Source organism: Micromonospora sp. KLBMP9576 (assembly GCF_050941805.1).
Classification (GTDB): domain Bacteria; phylum Actinomycetota; class Actinomycetes; order Mycobacteriales; family Micromonosporaceae; genus Micromonospora.
This window is the reverse complement of record NZ_CP194567.1, coordinates 1,169,235-1,182,451: the sequence shown is the minus strand read 5'-3', so window position 1 is coordinate 1,182,451 and position 13,217 is coordinate 1,169,235. Positions and strand designations below refer to the sequence as shown.

The following is a 13,217-nucleotide window of genomic DNA, read 5'->3' as shown; positions in this document are numbered from 1 at the left end:
CGGTGCCACCCGGTGCCGCCTCGCGGCACCCCGCGTTCACCAAGAGCCGAAAGTCCACGGTGGATCGTGCCCCGGCGGGCCGGTGGCTGTGGTGCTCTGGCCGCGGCGGGTGGATCCGCGTGCCGGAGGCCTTAACCCGGGCTTAGCGTCGAGGCAGCGCGGCGCTATCGGGGCACGGGCGATCCTCGGTGTCAGGAAACGAGGAAAGGTGTACCGAGATGAAGCGCAACTCCCTGCTCCTGGCGTCGGTCAGCGGCGTGGCCGTGCTCGCGGCGACCGGCCTGGCCCTCGGTGTCGCGGCCGCCGACGGCAGCCCGCCCCAGGCCACCACCCTGGCCGCCGCCACCACGGCCCCGAGCGCCCCCGCCACGCCGGGCGGCACCGCACCCGGCACCCCGGCGGGCAGCGGCACGCCGACCACCGGCGCCACCACCGGCGCGCCCGGCACCCCGTCGGGTAGCGGCGCGCCGGCCACCGGCGGCGACGCCGTGACCGAGCAGCGCGCCCGCGAGATCGCGCTGGCCAAGGCCGGCGGCGGGGACGTCGTCGAGGTCGAGCGCGAGGACGAGGACGGTCGGGCGGTGTGGAGCGTCGAGATCGTGGCCGGGCAGACCGAGCACGAGGTCGACGTCGACCGGGGCGACGGCAGCGTGGTCAAGGCCGAGCAGGAGCCGGTCGACGACGACGATGACGACGACGACGACCGGAACGACGACGATGATGACGACGACGACGGCGACGACGACTGATTCCGTCCCCGTGCCGCCACCCGGCCCCCGTGGGCGGCGGCGCCGCCACCCGGTGCCCCGCCGTTGCGGCGGGGCACCGGGTGGTCGGGGCGACGGCGGTCAGCCGGCGCCCCGGCCGTCACGGCTTCTCGGTGAACCCGAACTGCACGACGCCCTCGTCGTCGACGCTCGCGTCCACCGACGCGTCACCGAGCAGCTCGGCGGCGTCGGGGTCCAGGAAGATGCGGGCGCCCTGGTTGTCGACCACCTGGTCGCCGTCGAGCGGCTCGGCGACCAGTTCGACGGCGAGCGCGCCCGCGTCGGTGTCAGCGGCGATGCGCACTCCGCCGTCCTCGGCGACGTCCTGCTGGTTGGCGAGGTCTCGGATGACCAGCACGGCGTTGTCGGTCATGGTGAGCATGGCGGAACTCCTCGTGGGTTCTCGGATTCGCGGTGCGGGACCGGACACCGGCCCGCGGACGAGCGCGCCCGGGAGGCGACGCGATGGGCGGCACGCACGTCGCCGCCGCGCTCAGGGGCAGCTCAGGGCCCCTGCACGACCTACGTTGCCCCCTGCCCGGGGATCCGTCAAATAGGGCGACGTCAGTGGGTCGCGGTGCTCGGGGCGAGTCGGGCCCGGATGTCGCGTACCGCCGCGCGACCCGCCCGGTTGGCGCCGATCGTGCTCGCCGACGGGCCGTACCCGATCAGGTGAACCCGCTCGTCGGCCACGACCCGGGTGCCGTCCATCGTGATACCGCCGCCCGGGGCGCGCAGCCGCAGCGGCGCGAGGTGCTCCAGCGCCGGCCGGAAACCGGTGCACCAGAGGATCGCGTCCGCCGCCACGAACCGCCCGTCGTCCCAGGCCACCCCGTCGGGCGTGATCCGGTCGAACACGGGTAGCCGGTCCAGCACGCCGCGCTCGCGCAGTTCCGGCGTGAGCGGCAATCCCGTCACGCCGACCACGCTCGCCGGCGGCCGGCCCGCGCGTACCGCCGCGTCGACGAGGGCCACCGCCGCGCGCCCCCGCTCGGGGGTGAACTCCTCGTCCCGGAAGTCGGGCGGCCGCCGGGTCACCCAGGTGGTACCGGCCGCGACGGCCGAGACCTCCGCGAGCAGTTGGACGGCCGACGTCCCGCCGCCCACCACCACGACCCGCCGGCCGGCGAACCGCGCCGGTCCCCGGTAGTCCGCCGTGTGCCACTGCCGGCCCCGGAAGGTGGCCCGACCTGGGTAGTGCGGCCAGAACGGCCGGGTCCAGGTGCCGGTGGCGTTGATCAGGGCGCGGGTGGCCCAGGAACCCTGGTCGGTCTGCACGGTCAACCGGCCGTCGGGCCGGTCGCGCACCTCCCGGACCCGCACGGGACGCCGCACCGGCAGGTCGAACATCCGCTCGTACGCGGCGAAGTAGGCGCTGACCACCTCGGCGGCCGGCCGGTCGGGCCCCGCCTCCGGGAAGGGCAGGCCGGGCAGGGCGTGGAAGCCGTGCACCCGGTCGAGCCGCAGCGTGGGCCAGCGGTGCCGCCACGCCCCGCCCGGCCCGACTCCCCCGTCGAGGACCACGAAGTCGTCGCCGGGGGTGAACCCGACGCGACCCAGGTGGTGACCGGCGGCGAGGCCGGCCTGTCCGGCACCGATCACCAGCACGTCGACGGAGCGCTCAGCCATGTCGGGTGCAACACCGGCGGGCCGGCCGGACTGCCCGCCGGGGAGCGTCTCGTCGCTCACAGCCGCCCGGCCGGAGTGGCCGGACGGAGATTTCTTTCCATCGACGCTCTTTTCTGGCAGATATCTGCATGGCAGCATCAGCGCATGCACCGTCGCCTCTTTCCCCGGACGCTCGCCCTGCTGGCGCTTGTCGCCGCCGCGGCCACCGCGGGCGCGCCCACCGCCACCGCCGAATCGCCGACCCCCGCGGCGACCCGGCTGAACGCCACCATCGACGCGCTCCTCGCCGACAGCCGGCTGGCCGGGGGGCAGGCCTCGGTGGTGGTCAGGGACGCGACCACCGGGGAGGCCGTCTACCACCGCAACGGCGACCGCCGCCTGATGCCCGCCTCCAACACCAAGCTGCTGACCTCGGCGGCGGCGCTGGAACTGCTCGGGCCGGGCCACCGCTTCAGCACCGAGGTACGCGCCAGCGGCAACCGCCGCGCGGGCCTGCTCTCGGGCAGCCTGCACCTGCGTGGCGGCGGCGACCCGACCATGCTGGCGGCCGACTACGACGCGCTGGCCGCGCGGGTCGCCGCCGCGGGCATCCGGGTGGTCACCGGCAACCTGGTGGCCGACGACACCCGCTACGACAACACCCGCCTCGGCCCGGACTGGACCTGGGACGACGAGCCCTACTACTACGCCGCGCAGGTCTCCGCCCTGACCGTCGCGCCGGACTCCGACTACGACGCGGGCACCGTCATCGTCCACGCCGCCCCCGGCGCGTCGGCCGGCGCGCGGCCGGTCGTCACCACCACCCCCGCCACCGGCTACCTGAAGATCGACAATCGCGCCGAGACGGTCGCCGGCGGGGAGACGTCCATCTCCTTCGAGCGCGTCCACGGCGGCAACACGATCGTGGTCACCGGGCAGATCGCCCGCGGCGCCGCCGCCACGAGCGACTGGGTCAGCGTCTGGGAGCCCACCGGCTACGCCGCCGACGTGTTCCGCTCCGCGCTGCGCCGGCACGGCGTACGGGTGCTCGGCCGCACGGTGCTCGGCCAGGCCACTCCCGAGGCCGCGGCCGAGGTGGCGCGGCACCGCTCGATGCCCCTCGCCGAACTGATGGTGCCCTTCCTCAAGCTGTCCAACAACGGGCACGCCGAGGTGCTCACCAAGGAGATCGGGCGGGTGCTCTCCGGCGCCGGGACCTGGCCGGCCGGGCTGGCCGCGATCAGCGAGTACGTCGCCGACGCCGGGATGGACACCGGCACGCTGCGCCAGCGCGACGGCTCCGGGCTCTCCCGGCGCAACCTGATCCCGGCCGACGAGTTCGTGGACCTGCTCGTCGCCGTGCGCGCCGAGCCATGGTTCGACACCTGGTACGCGGCCCTGCCGATCGCGGGTGCGGCGGACCGGTTCGTCGGCGGGACGCTGCGCAGCCGGATGGTGGGCACCCCGGCCGCGGGCAACGTGCACGCCAAGACCGGCAGCCTGACGGGGGTCTCCGGCCTCTCCGGCTACGTCACCGACGCCGATGGCCGGGTGCTGGCGTTCTCGATCCTGCTCAACAACTATCTGGCCTCGTCGGTGAAGACGATCGAGGACCAGATCGCGATCGCGCTGGCCGCGTACAGCGAGAAGAGCGCGACCGGCGCGCGGGTCGCGCCCCCGGCGGCGCCCGACGCCCCCCGGGTCCCGGAGGGGCTGGAGTGCGCCTGGGTGAAGCCGAACGCCTGTTGACGGGTCGGCGGGGCCCGGTGCGAGGGCCCCGCCGGCACTCAGGCGCCGGGACGGTACAGGGGCACGGCGGCCGGGTCGCCGCGCTCGATCAGCGCGGCGATCTCGGCCGGACGCAGGCCGCGTTGCGCCAGCACCCGGGTGCCCCAGCGGTGCAGCCGGCACGGGTGCGGGCTGGCGTCGTTGCGGCAGACCGCACCGCCGGACCAGGCCCTCGGCGCGTGCACCACGATCGCCCGCACGGCGAACTGGGCGTCCTCGACGGTGACGTACGGCGGCAGCGGGATCTCCCGGAGCACCTCCCCGGGGCCCCGGGGGGCGGCCGGGCGGACGGTGCGGGCGGCGGTGCTGCTCATCGGTCAAGCCTCCACAAGGGATGGTCGGACGCGGACAAGCAGAAAGTTACGACAGCCGGGACGCGGCACGACGGACAAACTGTCCCGACGGGCCGAGTCGCCGCTCAGCCGGGCCGCCGCCGATCGCCCGGAACGGTGATCGACGGCGAGCCCCTCGCTCAGACGCGGTCGAGCACCACGACGGGGATGTCGCGGTCGGTCTTCGCCTGGTACTCGTCGTACGCCGGCCAGACGGCGGCCATCGTGGACCACATGCGTGGCTTCTCCTGCGGCGTCGCGGTACGCGCCCGCGCGGTGAACCGCTCGGCGCCCACCTGCACCTCGACAAGCGGCTCGTCGAGCAGGTTGAGATACCAGGCCGGATGCTTCGGGTCACCGCCCTGCGAGGCGACGACCAGGTACGCGTCACCGTCGCGGCCGTAGATGAGCGCGGTGCGCCGCAGCTTCCCGCTGCGCCGGCCCCGGGTCGTCAGCAACAGGGTGTGGACCCCGGGCTGCCACTCGTGCCCCTCGGCGCCGTCGGTCTCGACGTACCGCCGGATGTGGTCCGCCACCCAGCCCTGCGGGCTGTCCAGCACCTGCTCGCTCGACGTCATCGGCCCTCCCGTTCGCTCGCACATCCGGTCATTCCGCCCACGCTACTCCCGGGCGCCGCAGGGCGCCGCGCGAACGACGCCGCCCGGGGTCCGTCGTGCCGACAGGTAGGTGTGGGGGCCGCTCAGCGGATCTCGAAGCCGAGCGCGTGCGCGATCGCCATGGCCTGGGCGGCGTCGACGATCGCCCCGGCCCGCTCCACGGCCGTCGGGTCGAGCGCGCTCAGGTCGCTGCCGCGCAGGTCGGCCCCGGAGAGCCGGGAGCGCAGCAGTTGCGCGCCCGAGAGGTCGACGCCGGTGACCGTGGCCCCGGTCAGGTTGGCCCCGGTCAGGTCCGCCTCGCGCATCCGCACGTCGGTGAGGCGGACCCCACGCAGGTCGGCGCCGGGCAGCGCGACGAACGACCAGTCGCCGCCGGAGACCGTCAGCGGCCGCAGGTCGCACCGGGTGAAGGTGCTGCCGACGAGCTTGCAGCCGGTGAACTCCGCCTGGAAGAGATTGCACCGCTGGAAGGTGCAGCGGGTGAAGGCCGAGTCGGTGTGCCGGGAGGCGTTGAACCGCACGTTGCCGAAGGTGCAGCCGTCGAAGACCGCGCCGCGGCTGACCGCCTCGGACAGGTCGACGTCGAAGAACTCGCAGCGCACGAAATGGCGATCGACCAGTTCCTCGCCGTACCAGTCCTCGTCGCGGAACGTCTCGTCCTCGGTCAGTTCGGGCATTCCCCCAGGTTACCGGCGGCGGCACCGGCCCTTCCGATGGGGCGTACCGGCTAGTAGTTTCGGCGACGTGAGCGTGGCACGCAGCATCGACCCGGACCAGATCGGCTTCGACCCGACGCGCCTGGCGCGCATCGACGAGCACTTCGGCAGGTACGTCGACGACGGCCGGCTCGCCGGCTGGCAGGTGCTGGTCACCCGCCGCGGGGAGATCGCCCACTCGTCGACCTACGGGCTGCGCGACGCCGAGGCGGGTGCGCCCGTCGAGGCGGACACACTCTGGCGCATCTACTCGATGACCAAGCCGGTCACCTCCGTCGCCGCCATGATGCTGTGGGAGGAGGGCCGCCTGGAGCTGACCGACGAGATCAGCCGGTGGCTGCCCGAGTTCGCCGACCTGCGCGTCTACGCCAGGGGCTCGGCCGTCAAGCCGCTCACGGTGCCGGCGGTCGAACCGATCCGGGTCTGGCACCTGCTCACCCACACCGCCGGCCTGACGTACGGCTTCATGCAGACCTCGGTGGTCGACGGCATCTACCGGGCCGCCGGCTACGACCTGTACCCGCCGGCTGACGTCGACCTGGCGACGGCCTGCCAGGCCTTCGGCGAGCTGCCCCTGCTGTTCCAGCCCGGCACCGCGTGGGGCTACTCCGTCGCCACCGACGTGCTCGGCCGGCTGGTCGAGGTGGTCTCCGGGCAGAGCCTCGACACCTTCCTCGCCGAACGGATCTTCCGCCCCCTGGGCATGACCGACACGCACTGGTGGGCCAAGGGCGACGCCGCCGACCGGCTCGCCGCCCTCTACGCGCCGGACCCACGCACCGGCCGCGCGGTGCGCTACGACAGGCTGGGCGCCCTCGCCTACGACAAGCCCGTGCTGCTCTCCGGCGGCGCCGGCCTGATCTCCAGCGCGGCCGACTACCACCGCTTCACCCAGCTGCTGCTGCGCGGCGGCGAGCTGGACGGGGTACGCCTGCTGGGGCCGCGCACGGTGCGCTTCATGACCCGCAACCACCTGCCCGGCGGGCGGGACCTGGGCGCGCTCTCCACGGGCGGCTTCGCCGAGACCACCCTCGACGGGATCGGCTTCGGCCTCGGCTTCGCCGTGGTCGACGACCCCGTGCCGAGCCGGGTGCCGAGCAGCGTGGGCGAATATTACTGGGGCGGTGTGGCGAGCACGACGTTCTGGGTCGACCCGGCGGAGGAGGTCACGGCCCTGTTCTTCACCCAGCTCATGCCGTCGAGCACCCACCCGATCCGGCCGCGGCTACGCCAGCTCGTCTATTCGGCCCTGCTCGACTGAGGTCAGCGCCGCCGGCACTCCTCGCCGTCGGGCAGCGTCGCACACTGGGTGTGCGCCCCGGCGGTGCCGGTGACCCGGAAGGGGCGCCCCGCGTCGTCGACCGTGACGGTGCCGGTGCGTCCCTGCGCCGCCCAGTCCACCTCGACCTTCCAGTCGCAGTCGCAGTCGTTCGTCCGGCCGACGACGAGGAACGTCTCGGCGTCGGACAGGGACACCCGGTAGGGAAAGCGGATCTCCTTGCGCTCGTGCTCGGGGAAGTGCTTCTCGTACTCTTCGAAGATGCCGGCCGTGAGCAGCGGGGGGTCGTCGTCCAGATTCGCCTCCACCCACCGGTAGGCGTACGGCCCGCCCCCGGCCGCAACGGCGAACACGCCCCGCAGCGCGGGACGCCGCGTCACCACCCGCACCCGCAGGTCGGTGAGGGTGACCTGCGCCTCGTCGACCCCCTGGACGGTGAGGTAGACGCTCTGCCGGGCCGCCGGCACCCCGGCGGCCCTCCCGGCCCACTGCCACCAGTCGCCGCTCCAGCCGGGCCGGGCCGGGACGTCCGCCGACCGCGCCGCATCGATCACCCAGCCGTCCGTCGAGGAGTGCTCGACGCGGACCGCGACCGTGAACGGCAACGCGTCCGGGCCCGGTGACGGGGGCGGAGGCGGGGGCCTGCCGGGCAGGAGGCCCCAGGCGAGCAGCCAGGCGGTCAGCACCGTCGTGACGACGGCCGCGAGGACCCCGGCGAACCAGCGGCCGGCGGGCGGGCCGGCCGGCGAGAGCCGGCGCAGCAGCGCCCGCAGCCGATCCGACCGACGCGGCCCGGGCCCCTGAGCGGGTGCCGACACCGCACCGCTGCGCCCGCCCGTCTCGGTGGACACGTCGGGTGCCTCTGTCATCGCCCACCCCCGACGTCAGCGGTCACGGTCCGCTACCAGTGCACCCCGGCAGCGTGCGCGGGCGCAAGGGGCAGTCCGGGCAGGCCGGGATCCCCGGTCCGCCAGCGGACGGCAGCGCCGGTCCATAGCCTGAAGACGGGCTACGTTCGCCAGGCCGGGCGGGAGGCGGGATGAGCAACATCGTCGTGTTCGGCGCGGGCGGCACCGCGGGGTCGCGGATCGCCGCCGAGGCGGCCGGCCGGGGGCACCGGGTCACCGCGGCGGTACGCCGCCCGGAGGCCACCACATACCTGCCACCGACGGTCACTGTCGTCACGGGGGACGCCACCAGCGAGCGGAGCGTACGCGAACTGGCGCCCGACACGGACGCCATGGTGCTGGCGATCGGCGGCGGCGAGCGCGGGCTGTGGCTCGACGCCGCCCGTAAACTGGTCGGCGTGCTGCGGGGAATGCCGGCCGCGCCCCGGGTCGTCCACGTGGGCGGCGGGTCGACCCTGCTCACCCCGAAGGGCACCCGCTACCTCGACGAGCCGGACTTCCCCGACGAATACCGCGACGCGGCCCTGGGGCAGGCCGACGCCCTCGACTTCTACCGCTCCTCGGCCGACGGGGTGCGTTGGACGTACGTCTCCCCGCCGCCGCTGGAGTTCCACCCGGGCGAGCGCACCGGGCGCTACCGCACCGGCGGCGACCGGCCGGTGACCGACCACGAGGGCCGCTCGGTGCTCAGCTACGAGGACCTGGCCGTGGCCATCGTCGACGAGATCGAGGAGCCGCGTCACGAGGACGCCCGCTTCAGCGTCGCGTACTGACCGGGCGGGACGCCCGCCAGCCGACGGTCGCGGCGTTCGGTCGACGGCCCGGGTGTTCGGTCGACGGCCCGGGCGTTCAGTCGGCGAGGTGGGCCGGGAACCCGCCGGTGGCGATCGGGCCCCAGGCGTCGATGGTGACCCGGATCAGCGACTTGCCCTGGCGGAGCATCGCCGCCCGGTATTCGTCCCAGTCCGGGTGCTCGCCGGAGATGCGGCGGAAGTAGTCCACGAGCGGTTCCAGCGCCGCCGGCAGGTCCAGCACCTCGGCGGTGCCGTCGAGCTGCACCCACGGGCCGTTCCAGTCGTCGGAGAGCACGCACGCCGACACCCGGGGGTCGCGGCGGATGTTGGCGACCTTGGCCCGCCCGGGATAGGTGGAGATCACCAACCGCCCCTCGCCGTCCACCCCGGCGGAGACCGGCGACGACTGCGGCCGGCCGTCGGCGCGGGTGGTCATCAGCACCACCCGGTGCCGCGGCCGGAGGAACTCGGTCAGTTCGGCCCGGTCGACCCGGGTGTTCGTCGCGATGCTGCGTGCCATCGTTCGTTCCTACCAGGGCGGCCGGCCCGGGGCGAGCGCAACGGGTCGCGGCGGCGTCATCGGGGGCGCGGGGCGGCGCGACGGGGGGCGGGCTGGGCGGGCACCCGGGGGCGGGCCGGGGGCCGCCAGGCGCGACCGTTGGCGTAGATGACCCGGAAGCCCAGGTACGAGGCGAGCGGCGCCCAGTGCGCGGAGCCCATCCGCAGCTCGGCGGCGTTGTGCCGCTGGCCGTTGGCCAGCACGTCGAGCAGGACGGTCTCGAAGGCGGCCGACTCGACCCAGTCGACCTCGCGGGTGTATCCGCAGATCAGTGCCGCCCCGGTGGCGTCGAGGAAGTCCCGCAGCGCCGCGTCGGAGGCCCGCAGCACCGAGCAACTGCCGAAGTAGAGCCGCCGGCCCTCGCAGCGCCCGGCCATCAGCTCGGCGACGTCGGCGAGGGCCACCGACTCCCAGTCGGTCAGGCAGAGCCGGCTCGGCTCACCGTGCATCGCGAAGAAGCCGACCCGGTGGTCGGCGTACTGCTTGAGCAGCCAGCGGTCGAGGAAATAGAACAGCTCGTCGCGGGTGGCCGCGTCCTTGTGGATGAAGCGGATCTTCCCGAGTCGTTCGAGCAGTTCGAGGGTGGGCAGGACGGAGCCACGCTCGTTGAGGTCCCGGTGCCACTGGCCCTCGATGCAGAAGACGCCACCACGTGCCACGCCGCCCCTCCCCAGGTCCCGCCCGGGCTGACGTTACCGGTTCAGCCACCCGCGGAGACATCACCCTCGGTGCGCGTGGGTGCGGACTTGCGTGCCTTTCGGGTCGCCTGCCGCTGATTGCCGAGGATTGGGCGTTTCGCAATTCGACGTGATTCTCAGACAGGTCCCAGGCGGAGCGGATCATGAGGACAATTCTCATTAATTGCCGCGAACGCCGCGCCGGCCTGCCAGGGTGGAAATCGCGGGACGGTCAGGCCGAAGTCCCGGATCGCGGCCCAATCACACTCCTATCGGGAGGACTTCTGTGCGCGTCAACACCCTGAAACGAGCGGCCGTCGCATTCGCCCTGGCGTTGCCGGCAGCCGCTGTCGCCACGGTGGTCGCCGCGCCGGCGGCCCACGCCGACGGTTGCTACACGTGGCAGCGCAACCTCTACCAGGGGCGCTCCGGCGACGATGTCCGCCAACTGCAGATCCGGGTGGCCGGCTGGGCCGGCAACCGGGACATCGTCGAGAACGACGGTCGTTACGGGCCGAAGACCGCCGCCGCGGTCAAGCGGTTCCAGGCCGCGTACGGGCTGCGCGCCGACGGCGTCGCCGGACCGCAGACGTACGCCAGGCTCTACGCGCTGCAGGACAACGACTGCACGCCCCGGCACTTCAGCTTCACCGAGATGGACGACGGCTGCGGTCGCGGGGGCTGGAACGGCGGTCCGCTCTCCCCCGCCCAGACCAGGCAGAACGCGCTGCGCACGATGTGGAAGCTGGAGGCGTTGCGGCGCGGCCTCGGCGACGAGCCGCTCCGGGTGAGCAGCGGCTTCCGCAGCCGCGCCTGCAACGACCAGGTCGGCGGGGCATCGAGCAGCCAGCACCTCTACGGCAACGCGGCCGACGTGGTCTCGGACACCAGCTCGCTGTGTCAGGTCGCCCGCGACGCCCGCGCCCGGGGCTTCAGCGGGATCTACGGGCCGGGCTACCCGGACCACGACGACCACGTGCACGTCGACTCACGGCGGGAGAACAACCGCGACGGCATCCCGAACACCACCAGTTGGTCCGCGCCGGACTGCGCGATCGGCGCCGGCAACGACTGATCCACGGTCGACGGCCACGCCGGGTTCCGCCGGCGACACCGGCCCGGGGCGTGGGTGAGCGGGCCCGCGCCCCGGGCCGGCGTCCGTCGCGGTGGCTCCCGCTCAGACGAGGCGGGCGTCGTGGACCAGCAGGGCGACCTGGACCCGGTTGTTCAGGTCGAGCTTCACCAGCAGCCGCGACACGTACGCCTTCACGGTCGCGACGCTCATGAACAGCTCGGCGGCGATCTCCGCGTTCGTGCGGCCCCGCCCGAGCGCGACCGCGACCTCGCGTTCCCGGTCGCTGAGCCCGGCGAGCTGCCGCAGCGCCCGCTGCCGGCGCGGGTCGGGGCCGCCGGCCGCGCCCGGGGCGGTCACGTGGTCGATCAGCCGGCGGGTCACCACCGGGGAGAGCGTCGCCTCCCCCGCCGCCACCCGGTGCACCGCCCGCACGATCTCGGCCGGCGGGGTGTCCTTGAGCAGGAAGCCGCCCGCCCCGGCGCGCAGCGCCCGGAGCACCTGCTCGTCGGCGTCGAAGGTGGTCAGCACCAGGACCTCCGGCGGGTCGGGCGACGCGCGCAGCGCCTCGGTGGCGGCGAGCCCGTCGAGGCGGGGCATCCGGATGTCCATCAGCACCACGTCCGGCGCGCAGGCGGCCACGGCGGCCGGCACCTCGCTGCCGTCGGCGGCCTCCCCGACCACCAGCAGGTCGGGCACCCCGCCGAGGATCATCGACAGGCCGGCCCGGACCAGCGCGTCGTCGTCCACGATCAGCACCCGCACCGGCCGGTCGGGGCCGAACCCCGGGCGGCCCGGCTCCGGCACCCCGGTTCTCGGCCCGGTCATGCCGGCCACGGCAGCCAGGCGGCCAGCCGGAAGTCGCCCGAGTCGTCCCGCCCGTGCTCCAACCGCCCGCCGGCCAGGCTGACCCGTTCCGCGATGCCGACCAGGCCCGTGCCGGCGCCCGGGATCCCGGCACCCGCGTCGGCGCCGACCGGCCACCGGTTGCGGACCTCCACGGTCAACCCGTCGCCGGGGGCGCCGGCCAGGTCGAGGGTGACGGCGGCGCCGGCGGCGTGCTTACGGGCGTTGGTCAGGCCCTCCTGCACGATCCGGTAGACGCTGCGCCCCACCGCCACGGGCACCCGCTCGGCCGCCACGACCGCCTCGTGTACGCCGACCCGGACCCCGGCCACCCGGGACTCCTCGACGAGCGCGGGCAGGTCACCGAGGGTGGGCTGCGGGCGTTCCGGGTCCGCCTCGGCGGTGGTCTCCGCGCGGAGCACCCCGATGACCTCGCGCAGGTCCTGCAACGCGGCGTGGGCGCTGCCCCGGATCACCCCGGCCGCCTTCGCCACCTCCTGCGGCGGGGCGTCCGGGCGGAACTCCAGCGCGCCGGCGTGCAGGCTGAGCAGCGAGATCCGGTGCGCCAGCACGTCGTGCATCTCCCGGGCGATGCGGGTGCGCTCCAGGTGCCGGGCCTGCGTGACCCGCAACTGCTGCTCGGCCTCGGCCCGCTCGGCGCGGTCCCGCAGCGACACGATCAACTGCCGCCGGGCCCGCACGAACATCCCCCACGCCAGCACGGAGAGGGCGATGACCACTCCCCAGGCGGTCGTCCCCCAGTACGACAGGTGGGGGTCCGGGCGCAGATGGTTGAAGGCGAAGTTGGCGACCAGGCCGGCGGCGGTCACGCCCAGCGCGACGGCCGTGCGCCGGTGCACCACGACGGTGAAGTAGATGATCATCAGCGGGATCGCCCCCGCCATCGAGAACGCGGTCAGCGGCAGGGTCGCCACCGCCAGTCCCAGCGGCCACCGGCGCCGCACCCAGAGCAGCCCGCAGCAGACGAGCCCGAGCAGCGCGTCGGCCGGCACCATCCAGCGCTGTGACAGCGGGTCGGCGAACTCCGGGTCGGCCGAGGCCGCGTCGTTGGTGGCGACCAGGACCCAGCCGAGGGAGAGCAGGAAGCAGAGGGTGTCCACCACCCAGTCGCGGGTGGTGCGGCGCGGATGCCGTCCCGCCCGGGCCGTCGCGTCGACGCGCAGCGCCCCCGGCAGCAGCCAGGGATGGTCGGGGGCGGCGGCGCTGGTCACGCCGCCATGCTAGGCAGCCGAC

The 13,217-nt window shown here is 74.4% G+C and carries 15 protein-coding genes; 5 read left to right on the top strand and 10 right to left on the bottom strand.

Going from position 1 to position 13,217, the window contains the following annotated elements:
• Nucleotides 1-218 precede the first annotated feature (218 nt).
• On the top strand, nt 219-749 hold the full coding sequence (locus ACQ452_RS05560; RefSeq protein ID WP_433390508.1) for a PepSY domain-containing protein: 531 nt from the start codon (nt 219-221) through the stop codon (nt 747-749).
• A gap of 118 nt (nt 750-867) precedes the next feature.
• On the opposite strand, the gene ACQ452_RS05555 is transcribed toward ACQ452_RS05560, so the two are convergent.
• The gene (locus ACQ452_RS05555; RefSeq protein WP_433390506.1) at nt 868-1,149 is read right to left on the bottom strand and encodes an adhesin; all 282 of its coding nucleotides are present in this window, start codon (nt 1,147-1,149) and stop codon (nt 868-870) included.
• Nucleotides 1,150-1,331: 182 nt separating this feature from the next.
• On the bottom strand, nt 1,332-2,396 hold the full coding sequence (locus tag ACQ452_RS05550) for an NAD(P)-binding domain-containing protein (RefSeq protein WP_433390505.1): 1,065 nt from the start codon (nt 2,394-2,396) through the stop codon (nt 1,332-1,334).
• Between the two features lie 144 nt (nt 2,397-2,540).
• Here ACQ452_RS05550 and dacB point away from each other — a divergent pair, with 144 nt between their 5' ends.
• A complete protein-coding gene (dacB, locus tag ACQ452_RS05545) occupies nt 2,541-4,124 on the top strand; it encodes a D-alanyl-D-alanine carboxypeptidase/D-alanyl-D-alanine endopeptidase (protein ID WP_433390503.1) in 1,584 nt (527 codons plus the stop codon).
• 38 nt (nt 4,125-4,162) lie between these two features.
• On the opposite strand, the gene ACQ452_RS05540 is transcribed toward dacB, so the two are convergent.
• The 3 genes from ACQ452_RS05540 to ACQ452_RS05530 form a co-directional block, all read right to left on the bottom strand.
• On the bottom strand, nt 4,163-4,477 hold the full coding sequence (locus ACQ452_RS05540) for a hypothetical protein (RefSeq protein WP_433390501.1): 315 nt from the start codon (nt 4,475-4,477) through the stop codon (nt 4,163-4,165).
• 158 nt (nt 4,478-4,635) lie between these two features.
• The gene (locus ACQ452_RS05535) at nt 4,636-5,073 is read right to left on the bottom strand and encodes a nitroreductase family deazaflavin-dependent oxidoreductase (protein ID WP_433390500.1); all 438 of its coding nucleotides are present in this window, start codon (nt 5,071-5,073) and stop codon (nt 4,636-4,638) included.
• A gap of 122 nt (nt 5,074-5,195) precedes the next feature.
• Complete coding sequence (locus tag ACQ452_RS05530) at nt 5,196-5,789, bottom strand: pentapeptide repeat-containing protein (RefSeq protein WP_433390497.1); 594 nt, start codon at nt 5,787-5,789, stop codon at nt 5,196-5,198.
• A gap of 67 nt (nt 5,790-5,856) precedes the next feature.
• Between ACQ452_RS05530 and ACQ452_RS05525 the strand changes: the two genes are divergently transcribed.
• Complete coding sequence (locus tag ACQ452_RS05525) at nt 5,857-7,089, top strand: serine hydrolase domain-containing protein (protein ID WP_433390495.1); 1,233 nt, start codon at nt 5,857-5,859, stop codon at nt 7,087-7,089.
• Between the two features lie 2 nt (nt 7,090-7,091).
• On the opposite strand, the gene ACQ452_RS05520 is transcribed toward ACQ452_RS05525, so the two are convergent.
• Complete coding sequence (locus tag ACQ452_RS05520) at nt 7,092-7,976, bottom strand: hypothetical protein (protein WP_433390493.1); 885 nt, start codon at nt 7,974-7,976, stop codon at nt 7,092-7,094.
• A 170-nt stretch (nt 7,977-8,146) separates the two neighbouring features.
• On the opposite strand from ACQ452_RS05520, the gene ACQ452_RS05515 reads away from it, so the two are divergent.
• Nucleotides 8,147-8,788, top strand: coding sequence for an NAD(P)-dependent oxidoreductase (locus tag ACQ452_RS05515; RefSeq protein WP_433390491.1), 642 nt, complete (start codon nt 8,147-8,149; stop codon nt 8,786-8,788).
• Nucleotides 8,789-8,864: 76 nt separating this feature from the next.
• Here the strand turns inward: ACQ452_RS05515 and ACQ452_RS05510 are convergent, their stop codons facing one another.
• Together ACQ452_RS05510 and ACQ452_RS05505 are read right to left on the bottom strand one after the other, a co-directional pair.
• Nucleotides 8,865-9,329, bottom strand: a complete 465-nt coding sequence (locus ACQ452_RS05510; protein WP_433390488.1) for a PPOX class F420-dependent oxidoreductase — start codon at nt 9,327-9,329, stop codon at nt 8,865-8,867.
• A gap of 56 nt (nt 9,330-9,385) precedes the next feature.
• A complete protein-coding gene (locus ACQ452_RS05505; RefSeq protein WP_433390485.1) occupies nt 9,386-10,027 on the bottom strand; it encodes a DUF6642 family protein in 642 nt (213 codons plus the stop codon).
• Nucleotides 10,028-10,331: 304 nt separating this feature from the next.
• Here ACQ452_RS05505 and ACQ452_RS05500 point away from each other — a divergent pair, with 304 nt between their 5' ends.
• On the top strand, nt 10,332-11,120 hold the full coding sequence (locus ACQ452_RS05500; RefSeq protein ID WP_433390482.1) for a D-Ala-D-Ala carboxypeptidase family metallohydrolase: 789 nt from the start codon (nt 10,332-10,334) through the stop codon (nt 11,118-11,120).
• Nucleotides 11,121-11,222: 102 nt separating this feature from the next.
• On the opposite strand, the gene ACQ452_RS05495 is transcribed toward ACQ452_RS05500, so the two are convergent.
• Together ACQ452_RS05495 and ACQ452_RS05490 are read right to left on the bottom strand one after the other, a co-directional pair.
• Entirely contained in the window at nt 11,223-11,963 is a 741-nt protein-coding gene (locus ACQ452_RS05495) for a response regulator (protein ID WP_433393995.1), read from the bottom strand.
• Nucleotides 11,942-13,195, bottom strand: coding sequence for a sensor histidine kinase (locus ACQ452_RS05490; RefSeq protein WP_433390480.1), 1,254 nt, complete (start codon nt 13,193-13,195; stop codon nt 11,942-11,944). The genes ACQ452_RS05495 and ACQ452_RS05490 overlap by 22 nt, the downstream gene beginning before the upstream one ends.
• Nucleotides 13,196-13,217 lie beyond the last annotated feature (22 nt).

Coding starts and splice junctions, on each gene's coding strand:
- ACQ452_RS05560 (WP_433390508.1), top strand. CDS start 219: ATGAAGCGCAACTCCCTGCTCCTGGCGTCGGTCAGCGGCGTGGCCGTG.
- ACQ452_RS05555 (WP_433390506.1), bottom strand. CDS start 1,149: ATGCTCACCATGACCGACAACGCCGTGCTGGTCATCCGAGACCTCGCC.
- ACQ452_RS05550 (WP_433390505.1), bottom strand. CDS start 2,396: ATGGCTGAGCGCTCCGTCGACGTGCTGGTGATCGGTGCCGGACAGGCC.
- dacB (WP_433390503.1), top strand. CDS start 2,541: ATGCACCGTCGCCTCTTTCCCCGGACGCTCGCCCTGCTGGCGCTTGTC.
- ACQ452_RS05540 (WP_433390501.1), bottom strand. CDS start 4,477: ATGAGCAGCACCGCCGCCCGCACCGTCCGCCCGGCCGCCCCCCGGGGC.
- ACQ452_RS05535 (WP_433390500.1), bottom strand. CDS start 5,073: ATGACGTCGAGCGAGCAGGTGCTGGACAGCCCGCAGGGCTGGGTGGCG.
- ACQ452_RS05530 (WP_433390497.1), bottom strand. CDS start 5,789: ATGCCCGAACTGACCGAGGACGAGACGTTCCGCGACGAGGACTGGTAC.
- ACQ452_RS05520 (WP_433390493.1), bottom strand. CDS start 7,976: ATGACAGAGGCACCCGACGTGTCCACCGAGACGGGCGGGCGCAGCGGT.
- ACQ452_RS05515 (WP_433390491.1), top strand. CDS start 8,147: ATGAGCAACATCGTCGTGTTCGGCGCGGGCGGCACCGCGGGGTCGCGG.
- ACQ452_RS05510 (WP_433390488.1), bottom strand. CDS start 9,329: ATGGCACGCAGCATCGCGACGAACACCCGGGTCGACCGGGCCGAACTG.